Annotated in this window: 9 protein-coding genes and 1 pseudogene; 4 read left to right on the top strand and 6 right to left on the bottom strand. The window is 37.8% G+C overall.

Annotated elements, in window-relative coordinates; all coding sequences use genetic code 11:
- Window positions 1-108: 108 nt before the first annotated feature.
- The 4 genes from Q0791_RS14300 to Q0791_RS14315 all read right to left on the bottom strand — a co-directional run bounded on the left by Q0791_RS14300 (window position 109) and on the right by Q0791_RS14315 (window position 4616).
- A complete protein-coding gene (locus Q0791_RS14300; protein WP_299007590.1) occupies window positions 109-2298 on the bottom strand; it encodes a hypothetical protein in 2190 nt (729 codons plus the stop codon).
- Complete coding sequence (locus Q0791_RS14305; RefSeq protein WP_299007592.1) at window positions 2298-3476, bottom strand: ABC transporter substrate-binding protein; 1179 nt, start codon at window positions 3474-3476, stop codon at window positions 2298-2300. The genes Q0791_RS14300 and Q0791_RS14305 overlap by 1 nt, the downstream gene beginning before the upstream one ends.
- Before the next feature lie 158 nt (window positions 3477-3634).
- A complete protein-coding gene (gene map, locus Q0791_RS14310; RefSeq protein WP_299007596.1) occupies window positions 3635-4417 on the bottom strand; it encodes a type I methionyl aminopeptidase in 783 nt (260 codons plus the stop codon).
- The gene (locus Q0791_RS14315) at window positions 4410-4616 is read right to left on the bottom strand and encodes a ParD-like family protein (protein WP_299007599.1); all 207 of its coding nucleotides are present in this window, start codon (window positions 4614-4616) and stop codon (window positions 4410-4412) included. Before Q0791_RS14315 ends, map begins: the two co-directional genes overlap by 8 nt.
- 714 nt (window positions 4617-5330) lie before the next feature.
- Here Q0791_RS14315 and Q0791_RS14320 point away from each other — a divergent pair.
- Together Q0791_RS14320 and Q0791_RS14325 are read left to right on the top strand one after the other, a co-directional pair.
- On the top strand, window positions 5331-6851 hold the full coding sequence (locus Q0791_RS14320) for an APC family permease (protein ID WP_299007602.1): 1521 nt from the start codon (window positions 5331-5333) through the stop codon (window positions 6849-6851).
- A 308-nt stretch (window positions 6852-7159) separates the two neighbouring features.
- Complete coding sequence (locus tag Q0791_RS14325) at window positions 7160-8632, top strand: APC family permease (protein ID WP_299007605.1); 1473 nt, start codon at window positions 7160-7162, stop codon at window positions 8630-8632.
- On the opposite strand, the gene Q0791_RS14330 is transcribed toward Q0791_RS14325, so the two are convergent.
- Window positions 8629-10347, bottom strand: coding sequence for a phospho-sugar mutase (locus tag Q0791_RS14330; protein ID WP_299007608.1), 1719 nt, complete (start codon window positions 10345-10347; stop codon window positions 8629-8631). The genes Q0791_RS14325 and Q0791_RS14330 overlap by 4 nt on opposite strands.
- Window positions 10348-10452: 105 nt before the next feature.
- Here Q0791_RS14330 and Q0791_RS14335 point away from each other — a divergent pair, with 105 nt between their 5' ends.
- Both Q0791_RS14335 and Q0791_RS14340 read left to right on the top strand, forming a co-directional pair.
- Entirely contained in the window at window positions 10453-11334 is an 882-nt protein-coding gene (locus Q0791_RS14335; RefSeq protein ID WP_299007610.1) for an RNA pseudouridine synthase, read from the top strand.
- Window positions 11335-11369: 35 nt separating this feature from the next.
- A complete protein-coding gene (locus Q0791_RS14340; protein ID WP_299007612.1) occupies window positions 11370-12449 on the top strand; it encodes an adenosine deaminase in 1080 nt (359 codons plus the stop codon).
- A gap of 89 nt (window positions 12450-12538) precedes the next feature.
- Here Q0791_RS14340 and Q0791_RS14345 read toward each other — a convergent pair.
- A pseudogene (locus Q0791_RS14345) lies at window positions 12539-12866 on the bottom strand (hypothetical protein); the annotation flags it as partial.

The following is a 12866-nucleotide window of genomic DNA, read 5'->3' on the forward strand; positions in this document are numbered from 1 at the left end:
AAAACATGATACTGTCTATCATAACCTAATACTCATTTTTATCGCTCGAAATGGGTAATTTTTTAATAAAACATTCTTAATTTCAATTTAAGCTTAAGTTTAAAATAGCTACCAAAATACCACTAAAGTAAAAATAAACAACAATCCTGTTAATAAAGGCCAGTACAATAATTTAGGTAAAGCATTATCGGCATATTGAACAAAGCGAATATTCATTCCCCAACTAAATAAAATGGAATTAACTGAAACAATCAATACCATGGTATAAGCAATAATGAAAAAATATTCCATATAAATAAGTTCATTAGCACCAATATGAGAACGCAACTCAACATGTGCCAACAAAGCAACAAAAAACAAAGCAGAACAAGATGCAAGGACTTCAAGTGCATTAAACCCAATTAACCCAATACGACTCTCATCTCTTGAATTTGTGAGTAAGACGGCATATAGCATTAAAAGCACAATAACCACAGGAAATAAGTAAGAAACAAAAGGATCGATGACATTACGAACAATCTGAATATTATAATGTAATTCGGGAACATGCATTTTATTAGCTTTACTGTCTATTCCCAATGTCGAATTGTAATCATTAAATCGAATATCAAAAAATGACCTCTTAACTTGCCAACCAGAAATAGAAAAATCAGTTTCAAGTCCAGGACGAGTACTGGTATTTAAATTATCATAAGCGGGAGCATCTGGAATTAAAATAACATGTTTTCGGTAATCTTTTGGCCAAATTCTTAACCAAATATTCTGCTTATCAAAAGGATAAGTTTCATAATTAAAGTGACCTGATATTTTTACCCTGAAGCTCCAACCAATGGTTTGATAATCCCCTTCTTTATGATCATAAAGTTGATTCGTTTTACTCGTTATCGCATCAGGAAAAGATAGACCTTTTTCGATATTATAATGATTAAACAATAGATAACGCTGCCATACATAACCGGACATCACTAAGTTATTATCATCATCAATTTTTGTTGATTGAACCGTCATTCCTGTAGGAATAAAAATAGGAGGCTCTTTATGTTGCTCTAAACTGCTTTTACTATAATCCCTGACAAATGAGCGTAAACTTGCATCATTAGTGATCAGCATTGACCCTTTATCGGGCAATACCACGGTATCATCCTGAGATAACCAAAGGTATAAAATCGCAATAACAAAACTCAATGACAGAATAAGTGAAGAACTCCATAATCCCAATTGCAACTTTCTATTGCAGATCAAATTAAAAAACAATACCCAAATAAAGACGGTTAATACAGAAAAGAGCGTTAAAGCATAAGGATGGACTTTAACCCAACTTTGAAGTTCAGTAAGATGAACCAGCAGTTTATGATGAGAAAAAAACGCTTTTTCAATCACAACAGCAATCTTCCAATCCGTTTGCTGAATATCAAAAAGATATAAATAGGAAGGCACCCCAGTCAATTCATTAGCAATGAGCATAAAACGGCAGGTCTTATTGTCATGTTCACTATGACATTCTACTGACCTTCCATTTTTAAAATATTCCTTTAAAGTATCGCCATCTTCAGTAACAATACTAGGATAACGAGAATGATAAATTTGTTTATCATGTTGATCAAAGATAATGGCATATCCTTCATCCCCTAAATCAACAGAGTTAATTTCATCATAAAGACTGGTCACATCAATATTCACAAAAGAAAACCCAATTCTATTCTCATTTTGAATAAGAGGTATCACATCTCTCATCACCCAACGATTACTCTGCTCATCAAATTGGACAGGCAGCCACCCCTCTTTTATCTGTACAGCACAATGATACCAGTTTCCCGTTTCACATGAATGTAACTCATCTGCAGTATAATCATATAATAAATCAATTCGAGTCATTTCATAGCTATGATCTTGTTGCATCATATAAGGTGAAAATAATCGTAACTTATCATTAATACTATAAGGCTCAAATGCAGCCCCTATACCACTAAAGCCATCATAAATCGAGCCCACATTTTCAATAATACCAACGATATCTTGCTCAGATTGATCCTCTTTAGATAGTGCCTGACTCAACTCTCGGTTAACCAACTCCACTTTGAAAAAATGTTTTTCAATACTCTCTTGTATTTTGTGACTGTTCGACAGTAAATAACGACGGGTTTCATCATCCTGAATTTGGTTGACTTGCCAATTGGCGATAAAAAGCATTAAGGTGATCACTGTTATCATCATAGTGATGAGTAAACACACAGTGAATAAGCGCTTATTATGTAATCCATACTTTCGCCAATAAGCCAAAATAGCGCTCATTGTCATTACTCTTCCTCAACCTGCTTTACAAAGCCTTTTTGATATTGATACTGCATCATCCATACTTTATCACTAGCCTGATGATCTGTGCTTGAAAACGAAAGAGAAGAACCAAAGTCTATCTGCGACACCGACAAAGCTTCTAATGCACTTTTAATCCCTTCAGCATTAATCTCTTCCATGTATTGCTGTAGCGCTTCAATAAACAAATAAGCTGATAAATAGCCTTCAAAGCTTATCTCATTAGGCATCACATTAGGTAAAAACATATTTAAATCGCCTTTAAATACCTCCTTTATCACTGAAGTATGAGCAAGAAAAGGGACAACTTGAGTAATAAAAACACGATCACTAGACACAGCTAATTCATTGGATAACGCGGTGGCCCCACTAAAAGATAAATTATAAAACAGGGTGTGAGAAAATAAATTATAACTGTGATTAATAAACTTTGCCGAAGCAGCATAAGCACCAACAAGGATAATCGCTTTAGGAGGTTTAACTAAATCCAATAGCTGAATAATCGCCCCATCAACATCTACCGTATTTCGAGGATATCGAGTCACTGGTAATTCATCCATATGCGTAAAGCCATAATGAGTGAGTACCTTAGTCGCGGCATTCAGTCCTGCCTGCCCATAAGCATCATCCTGTAAGAAAAACGCAATTTCTCCAGGCTTAATGCCATTTTTAAAAATATGCTTAATGATAGCCTGCATTTCCTGAGCATAACTGGCTCTAAAATTAAAAATATACTCATCAGCAGGCTGATTACGCAATATTCCAGCTCCAGTATAAGGCGCATAAAACACACGTTTTTGTTGAGTGATATAAGGCGCTGTCAATTTAGCCGTTGGCGTCCCTACATTCCCTATAATGGCCAATACCTCATCTTGCATAATGAGCTTTTTAACATTCATCAAAGCCGCACTAGGTTGATAGCCATCATCTCGAGTGATCAGTTTAACTTCTCTGCCGTGTAATCCACCTAAACAGTTAACTTTGTTGAAGTAAGCTTGAACTCCATCTCGCATTGATTCACCTAAATATTGTACAGGACCGCTCAATGCTGTAGACATTCCTAACACGATTGGAGGCTTATCATTCGTTGGTAATTGGCATTCAGCAAAGGATAAGCTTGAAAAAGTCCAAACAAACATTAACCAGTGCACATGCTTTTCCATAAAAAATCACGCCTCAATCAAATACGCCCTGTAAGATTAAGACTAGTCCTCAAACAATGAAATACAAACCAAAGGATGAAAGGTTTTGGAATAAACACCTCTTAGAATTTAATTATACTGATATGCATTGACGAAAATTAAAAGATAGAAAATCACAATTAATCAAGTAATGCTTTTTCTTCTTCCCTTAAGGTCAAGACTTCAAAGCCATCTTCAGTCACTAACACGGTATGTTCCCATTGCGCCGATAACTTTTTATCACGAGTCACCACTGTCCAACCATCTTTCTTTAATTTGACCTTTTCTTTTCCTTGGTTAATCATTGGCTCAATCGTAAATGTCATATTCGGCTTTAAAATCACACCACTACCTTGACGCCCAAAATGCAACACCTGAGGCGCTTCATGCATTTTTCGCCCTATGCCATGACCACAATACTCCCTAACGACGCTATAGCCAAAATGTTCAACATATGCCTGTATCGCATGACCCACATCTCCAAGCCTAGCACCAGGTTTGACGCATTCAATGCCTTTCCACATCGCAGCATAAGTGACATCCACCAGCTGTCTCGCCAAAGGGCTGGCATTCGCTAACACATACATTTTACTTGAATCAGCGATAAAGCCCTCTTTCTCAAGTGTAATATCTACATTAATAATATCCGTCTGTTTCAGCTTATAATGAAGACTCGGTATACCATGACAAACCACATCATTCACTGACGTATTCAGTACATATTGATAGCCGTATTGACCTTTACTCGCTGGACGTGCTTGTAATTGATGAATAATAAAGTCTTCAACCTTATTATTAATTGCCATTGTCGTGATACCAGGCTGAATAAAATCATCAAGCATGGCAAAAACTCGCGCCAAAAGCTGGCCAGATTGCCGCATCAAAGCCACTTCATCCGCTGATTTAAGACAAATATCATTCATGAATTAAGTCTCCTAAATCCACTTGTTCCTTCTCAAGTTGCAATTTAATCAGTGACTGAAAAGTCATCGTCGGATTCAATTCTGCTAACATGCCCATTTTTATCCAAAACTCAGCTTGTGAGTTGATCGAACGAGACATCACTTGACTCGACTTTCTAATTTCTTCATGTAATACATCTGAAATTTTGACAATACCCATTACCCACACCTTACAATATACGCTATATATACAAAACATATATGATGTATATAAAGCTAGCAAGTATTATTTACTACAATGCTCCCTTAATTTCACCTGAACAGACGAAATAAATCTCAAATAAAAAACCTTATATTATAAAAAGCGCCATAAAAACCGTTTGAAATTTGTAACAAATTAACACTAAATGCTATAAAAATGATAAAAGTAATTAACACTAGAAAAAATCACACTTAAAAATTAACTTAATTTAATAATGAACCCACATTTTACATGAAAAAAAACGACTGTAATAAATAGATAAATTTCATTTGATCTAATATAAAATTAATTATCATTATAATTCCAGCAAAAAATCAACCTTGTATTAAAAAAACGAAGACAAATAAAAACACAAAAAAACAATCACTTATAAATGAATCACTAAAAAAACAAAAAATAGCGGAAATATTATTAACAACCTTAAGAAAAGCATCAATATTAATTGCTTTATTATTTACAGGAAAAGATAAATACCGTTATATTGATTATCAGACAATGAGTCATCATTTCAAATTGATGATATAGAAAAACCTAACAATATAATTAGCAATCAATAATAATAAGCATGGTCATATATAGAGTATTATTCAGTCACCCATAAATAATCTGTTATTAAATATTCTCTTATATCCATAGCTATCCAAATAACGATAATTGAAGTAAGAGCTTACAATGATAAAGACAAGAGAAAAGCATAAAATCTCACTATTTAGTGCTGTTTTACTATGCTGTACCTGTATGGTCGGTTCAGGTTGGCTATTTAGTTCCCAATTAGTCGCGCAAAAAGCAGGAAACTACGCCTTCCTATCTTGGATAGTCGCGGCGATTATCATCATTGGGATTGGAATGTGTATTTCCAGTGTTGTCTCAGATCACCCTCATCGAGGTGCAACCACTCGAATGAGCGCCATCAGTCACAATGCGACCTTTGGAATGCCTTTTGCCTTTGCAAACTGGTTCAGTGTTGCAGTTGTCATCGCAACAGAAGCCCAAGCAACAACCCAATATCTTGCGCCTTTTCTTGGTAAGGGTGTAATGCAAAATGGCGCACTCACTTTCACAGGAAAGTCAATAGGCATAGGACTACTCTGTATCTATTTACTCATCAATTGGTATGGATTAAAACTCCTCGCTCGCATCAATAATACCATTACAGTATTAAAAATCTTTACCCCCGTATTTGTTATCGCTATTTTATTAGCCTCTCACGTCGACATCAGTAACTTTACTCAAGTAAGCAATATTCATTATTCTCCAACGACCATTATCACCGCCATTGTGAGTTCTGGCATGATTTACGCGTTTAATGGCTTTCAGGTGGTGGCTTCTTTTGCAAGCGAAATAAAAAACCCTAAGAGAAATATTCCATTAACGATTTTAATATCCGTCGGCATTGTATTGGCCTTCTATTTATTATTGCAATTTGCTTTCATGGCAGCGATTCCGAAAGACATGCTTTCACATGGGTGGGCAGGTATAAACATGGCGTCTCCCATTGTCGGATTAACTATGGTCCTTGGGCTAAACTTCTTAACCCTATTGCTCCTGTCCGATAGTATTATCGCCCCTTCTGCTGTTGGATACACCTATCTCGGTACCTCTTCACGCATGCTCTATGCTATGTCCAAAGAAAAACAAGCACCCAGTTTCTTAAGCCGATACATTAATCCAAACAGAGGTTTTTCAGTCCCTTCTATGATGGTTAATTTCACCATTGCTGTGGCCTTTTTATTACAAGCTGAGAGTTGGGCAGGCTTGATGGTCATCGTCACTATGCTGCACCTTATTGGTTTTATGGCTGCACCTGTGAGCATGTCTGCGCTAAAACCCAAAACAAAACCCTTTGGCCTGATCATTTTTGTCATCATTACACTACTGATGATGACTGTACCTTCCCATGATATTCTATTGAGTAACTTAGTGATCACGGTGTTATCTGTAAGCTACATGATCATTAATGGCTTAAAACATGTTAAGGAAAGTCTCATTTTCGGCAGTCCAACACTGATTTTCTTTTGGTTGATCTATTTTAGTCACTCTATGATCATTGCCGCTATTTTAGCCATTGTATTCTTCCTGTTTGTTACGAACTCGCGTTATGTTGACACCTGTAAACAATTTAAAAATCGGCACAGAGAACATAATGCACCTACCCCAAAAATAAACAATACCAAACACGCGGCTCAGGTTTAAAGGTGATTTATGTCAGTTGCAATGCAGATTGTAACTGACATCACTCTGACTCCTAACATCACCGTGCCAAAAACAAACAAAGCACAAAATTTTAATTTAAGTCTCAGGTTTAAGCCCTAGCGCCCCATTTTACAACAATAAAGCTTATAACTGACATAACCCCATCAAAAATAGCTTGTGAAATAAAAACAGCTGCACCATACCAATTTCCACTGACTTTGTAATATTGTCAGCATTTACTTCAATTACTGCCATAATAAATTCATTACAGATCTCACATTTCGCCACTAATGTAACGAACATAAAAAATGCCTCATTCAAATACACCTAAATTATCGCTCTTTAGTAGTATTTTACTTTGTTGTACAAGTATGGTCGGTTCAGGCTGGTTATTCAGCTCACAACTTGTGGCCCAACATACTGGTAATTATGCTTTTATTACTTGGATCTTTGCCGCTTTATTTATTATTGCCATCGCATTATGCTTATCCCATATCGCCGCTAAGTACCCTTATCGAGGCATAAATGCAAGGATCACCGCCATTAGCCATAATGCCGTCTTTGGGATCCCGTTTGCCTTTTCTGCTTGGTTTGGTATTGCCATTGTCATTGCCACAGAAGCCCAAGCTTCTACCCAGTATTTAGCCCCTTTTCTGGGTGAGTTAATCATGGTGGATCGTAAATTAACAGGCATAGGAAAAAGCCTTGGAATAGCCTTTCTTTGTTTATACTTATTAATTAACTGGTATGGCATCAAACTCTTATCAAGGGTTAATAATATTATCACAGTACTAAAAATTTTTACGCCTGTGTTTGTCATCGCTGTTCTGTTAGCCTCCCATATTAATACCGATAATTTTACCCAAAATAATAATAATCATTATGGGGTCAGTGATATCTTTCCGGCCATAGTCTCATCAGGACTCATTTATGCATTTAACGGCTTTCAAGTTATTACAGCCTTTGCCAGTGAGATCCGTCATCCAAAGCGTAATATTGCACTGAGCATTGTGATCTCTATCATTATCATCCTGCTCTTTTATCTACTATTACAATTTAGTTTTATGGGTGCTATGCCCACCAATAAACTCACTCAAGGCTGGCAAGGCATTAATATGAGCTCACCTATTGTTGGACTCACTATAGCCTTGGGGTTACATTTTCTCACTCTATTGTTACTCATTGACAGTATCATTACTCCCTCCGCAGTGGGATATAGCTTTTTAGGAAGCGCTTCACGTATGCTTTACGGCATGTCAAAGGAAAAACAGGCGCCCCATTTTTTAAGTCGCCATATTCATCCCCAAAAAAACATTTCCATTCCGGCGATGCTAACTAACTTTTTCATCGCTTTAATATTTTTACTGCAAGCTGACAACTGGGCTCAGCTGATGGTCACAGTCACTATGCTGCATCTCATTGGCTATATGGCTGCACCTATCAGTATGGCTGCCCTAAGCCCACACACTAAAATATTTGCCTTTCCCGTGTTTATCATCACATCACTCATCATGTATACACTTCCCAATAAAGACATCTTGCTGGCAACGATCTTATTATCTATCTTGTCAGCAAGTTATATCCTTATACAAGGAAAGTCTCAACTAAAAAACAGCCTATTATTCAGCTCTCCTTTCGTCATTTTTCTTTGGTTATTATATGTTAACGAATCAATATGGGGACATATCATTATCACAGTGCTCTTTTTTGCATTAGTGACCCACTCCCGTTATGTCACACTTTGTCAGCAACATCAAAAACATCCTCAAACGATTAGCTAAGTGGGTAAACTCGCTTGATGCTCTTGTATTAACACAGCCATCTTCGTTTTTGCACGAGACTGAACATCAATCAATGACTCGGTAGATTTCATCGGTTCCACTATCTCATAATAACACTTCACTTTTGGCTCTGTTCCAGAAGGTCTTACAATAACCCGAGCCCCTTTTTCCAATTGATAAATCAACACATCACTGAGTGGAAGGGATAATAATTCTGTACTGCCATCAGCATTGAAACGCCTCGCAAGGCTTAAATCATCAATGGATAAGACGGTTAAATTAGCAATTTTTTCAGGTCGATGTTCTCGTAAATAAGCCCCAATATTAGGCTTACTCTCTTGCAGAGCAATACTGACTTGCTCATTAAGGTGAAAACCATACTTTTGATAAATATGATACAGCCTATTCCAAATAGTTTGCCCTTGACTGGCAAGCTCAGCCGTGAGTTGTGCAAAAGCCAATAATGCAGACAGTCCATCTTTATCTTTAACTGTCCCTCCTATGCAGTAACCTAAAGCCTCCTCATAAGCAAATAAAAATTGCCGTTCAGGCAAGCTTTCTGCCATCGCCACATTCATTAACCACTTAAAACCCGTTAAGGTAATACAGCAATGTCCATTAAAATCAGCGGTAATTTTAGCCAACAAACTCGAAGAGACAATAGTGGTACAGATCAACCTTTGCTGGGGAGGAGAAAAACTTAACAAATAATGCCCTAACAAGACGCCAACTTGATCACCTGTTAACATTTGATAATCATCATCACGCCTTAATGCCACAGCAAAACGATCGGCATCAGGATCGTTGGCACAAGCTAACATTGTTTGATGTTTTCTCGCCTGCGCTATCACTAAATCCATAGCACCTTTTTCTTCTGGGTTAGGAAAGCTCACCGTAGGAAAGTCACCATCTGGATCTCGCTGCGCTTTAACACTGTAGACGGCATCATAGCCCGCTTCTTTCAACAAGGCCTCTGCTAATTCCGCCCCAACTCCATGCATCGCAGTATAAGCTAAACGGACTAATGAGGGCTGAGTATGATTACTCAACTCAGGCGATTGTAATACCGCTTTTAAATACGTTTGATAAAAGGCTTCATCCAACTTCACAGCCTTATTTTCTTCAACATAGGTATGGGGTAATTGCATTAAAACAGGCTTCATTGCCGCTTCTTCAATACAAGTTGCAATACCAGTGTCATGGGGAGCAATGATTTGAGCGCCATTTTCCCAATACACTTTATACCCATTATATTCAGGGGGATTATGACTTGCCGTAATCACCACTCCAGCAGCAGTCTTTAAATGCAAAACTCCAAAAGCAATAAGAGGCGTAGGTGCCATTTTATGAGTAAGGTACACTTTAATGCCCATTGCCAATAACACACCGGCGGCATCTTGCGCAAACTGTTTCGAATCATGGCGGCCATCATAACCAATAATGACCCCTTTATTTTCAGCATTCTCAACATGCTGCTTCAAATATCTACCTAAACCTGCAGATGTTTGCTGGACCACTAAACGATTCATTCGCATTGGGCCCGCTCCCACTTTCCCTCTAAGGCCTGCCGTACCAAAGGCTAACCGACTTGAAAAGCGATTTAACAATTGCGACTCATCACCTATATCAATCAATTGCTGTAATTCTTGCCGCGTATGAGCATCACAATCCCATTCAAGCCATTGCTGTACCTTTTCCATTAATCTCGTATTCATCGTATTTATCCTTATCATATTATTTATCAAGCTAATGAAAACTATACCCATAGTGTAATAAATTGATGTAAAATATGAGCCGAAATAAAGCCATCTGTGTAATCTATGTCCGTCTCCAAGCAAGAAATTCACATTAAAATCGATAACCAACAACAAGACGGCCTAAAAACCCTTGCCGACACTGCCAACCTTTCACTTCAAACGCTTAAGAAATGTATGAAAAAAGGCGCAGTATGGTTAACAAGAGGGAAGCAGACCCAAAGGTTAAGGCGCTCTAAAACCCAATACTTAGCCGGAGACAAATTACACCTTTATTATAATGAAGATGTACTAAATGAAGCCGTCCCCACGGCAAAGTTGTTATTTGACGAAGGAGATTATAGCTTGTGGTATAAGCCCTATGGTATGCGATGCCAAGGGTCGAAATGGAGCGATCACACCACGATTCAACGTTTTGTCGAAACCCAAACAACGCCCAATCGCTCCGCCTATATTGTGCACCGATTAGACAGAGCAGCCACAGGACTCATTATTATTGCCCACAGTAAAAAAACTGCCGCCGCACTGGCCAAATTATTTGAGTTACGCGCACTAAAAAAATATTACCATGTCATTGTTGAAGGTGATATCCAAAACAGCACTCATATCGAGATGCCCTTCGATAAGTTAACACATAAAAAGCAGTTGACTATTGATACCCCCGTTGAGAATAAAAACGCTATTTCACATATTGAGCCAATAAAATACTGCTCGACTAAAAACCAGTCATTAGTCAAAGTCACCATAGAAACGGGTCGAAAACATCAAATTCGAATCCATATGGCCAGTATTGGCCACCCCGTCGTCGGCGACAGACTCCACGGGCATGCCAGCAGTGACAGTATTAACCTTCAACTTACCTCATGTTTTTTTGAATTTACATGTCCACTCACTCATCAAGTAAAACAATTTTTGTTACCGGAACATTTCAGACCGAGTCTGAAATAGCGCCTGAAACATCCGCTCTACTATGCAGCGACTAGGTGAATTTTAATCTAATATTAACTAAAACAGCTGATGATAAATTCACTATGGCCATCACCACCTACCCTTGGTTACTGGCTCTACCAAAAGTTGAGCTGCATATTCATTTAGAAGGTTCATTAGAGCCTGAACTTATGTTGTCGCTTGCCAGAAAGAATGGAATACAACTCCCCTTTAATACCATAGGTCAGTTATATGAAGCCTATCGATTTAGTTGCTTACAAGATTTTTTAAACATTTATTATCAAGCTACTCAGGTTCTCATCACTCAACAAGATTTCTACGATCTGACTTGGCATTATATTAAAAAATGCCAACAACATAACATTATTCATATTGAACCTTTTTTCGATCCTCAAGCCCATACTCAAAGAGGCATTGCTTTTTCAACTGTCATTAAAGGGATCGCTACCGCATTAACTGAAGCAAACAAGCATTTTGGCATAAGCAGTAAGCTTATTATGTGTTTTCTCAGACACTTAAATGAAAGCGATGCACTCAAAACCCTTAAGCAAGCCGAGCCCTTCTTAGACCTTATCACAGCGGTAGGCCTAGATAGCAGCGAAAAAAATCATCCACCAGAAAAGTTTACTCAAGTGTTTAGCAAAGCAAAATCCTTGGGGTTACTGACAGTGGCTCATGCTGGCGAAGAAGGTTCAACAACCCATATTTGGTCTGCCATTAATGCACTAAGCGTATCACGCATTGATCACGGCATAAAAGCCATCGAAGATCCTAAGCTCATTCGTTATTTAGTTGACACTCAATTGCCCCTCACAATATGCCCTTTATCAAATGTCAAATTGGCTATTGTCCCCGATATGTCAAGACACTGTATTCTTGATTTGTTAGAAAAAGGTGTATGCGTGACCGTCAATTCTGACGATCCAGCATATTTTGGCGGCTATTTAACCGATAATTTTTACGCTCTCAGCCAATCTTTACATCTCACCCAAATACAAACTCATAAACTACTTGTTAACAGCATTCACGCCAGTTTTGCAGAAAACCATCGAAAACAAGCCATGCTAGCGCAATTAACACACAGCCTTAATGCTAATAAACATGATCTTTTATGATTTTTCCAGCAGTATAAACTTAGCGATATGAGTGAAACCTAAGCTTTAATGAGCCACGAACAGTGACTCATTCTGATTACAATATCCGATTATCTAAAGGCAGCAATAGCATTAGTGACCAAACTCAAGGCTTTTTGTGCATCGGCATCACTGCGACCACAAGCATAACCAGATATGCATATACGATCAGGATCAGAAAATACTGCTAACTGATTGGTCGTGTTAAATTCATGAGGGTACCCCATGATTGTCGAAAATTCATAATCGACACCATAACCCACACCATAATCATACACACCACCAACAGTGCCTTGTTTTACTGAGTGACCTAGACCCATGCCTGATGAATCCCCAGTTTTTTTACTCACAGGTGATTCCCAGGAAGTTGATTTTATTTGGGAACTTTCATGGCATTGT

It is taken from the genome of uncultured Shewanella sp. (assembly GCF_947495455.1).
In the GTDB taxonomy this organism is placed as follows: domain Bacteria; phylum Pseudomonadota; class Gammaproteobacteria; order Enterobacterales; family Shewanellaceae; genus Shewanella.

Bases quoted from the DNA above. Each gene is read 5' to 3' on its own strand.
- Q0791_RS14300 (WP_299007590.1), bottom strand. From the start codon at position 2,298: ATGACAATGAGCGCTATTTTGGCTTATTGGCGAAAGTATGGATTACAT.
- Q0791_RS14305 (WP_299007592.1), bottom strand. From the start codon at position 3,476: ATGGAAAAGCATGTGCACTGGTTAATGTTTGTTTGGACTTTTTCAAGC.
- map (WP_299007596.1), bottom strand. From the start codon at position 4,417: ATGAATGATATTTGTCTTAAATCAGCGGATGAAGTGGCTTTGATGCGG.
- Q0791_RS14315 (WP_299007599.1), bottom strand. From the start codon at position 4,616: ATGGGTATTGTCAAAATTTCAGATGTATTACATGAAGAAATTAGAAAG.
- Q0791_RS14320 (WP_299007602.1), top strand. From the start codon at position 5,331: ATGATAAAGACAAGAGAAAAGCATAAAATCTCACTATTTAGTGCTGTT.
- Q0791_RS14325 (WP_299007605.1), top strand. From the start codon at position 7,160: ATGCCTCATTCAAATACACCTAAATTATCGCTCTTTAGTAGTATTTTA.
- Q0791_RS14330 (WP_299007608.1), bottom strand. From the start codon at position 10,347: ATGAATACGAGATTAATGGAAAAGGTACAGCAATGGCTTGAATGGGAT.
- Q0791_RS14335 (WP_299007610.1), top strand. From the start codon at position 10,453: ATGTCCGTCTCCAAGCAAGAAATTCACATTAAAATCGATAACCAACAA.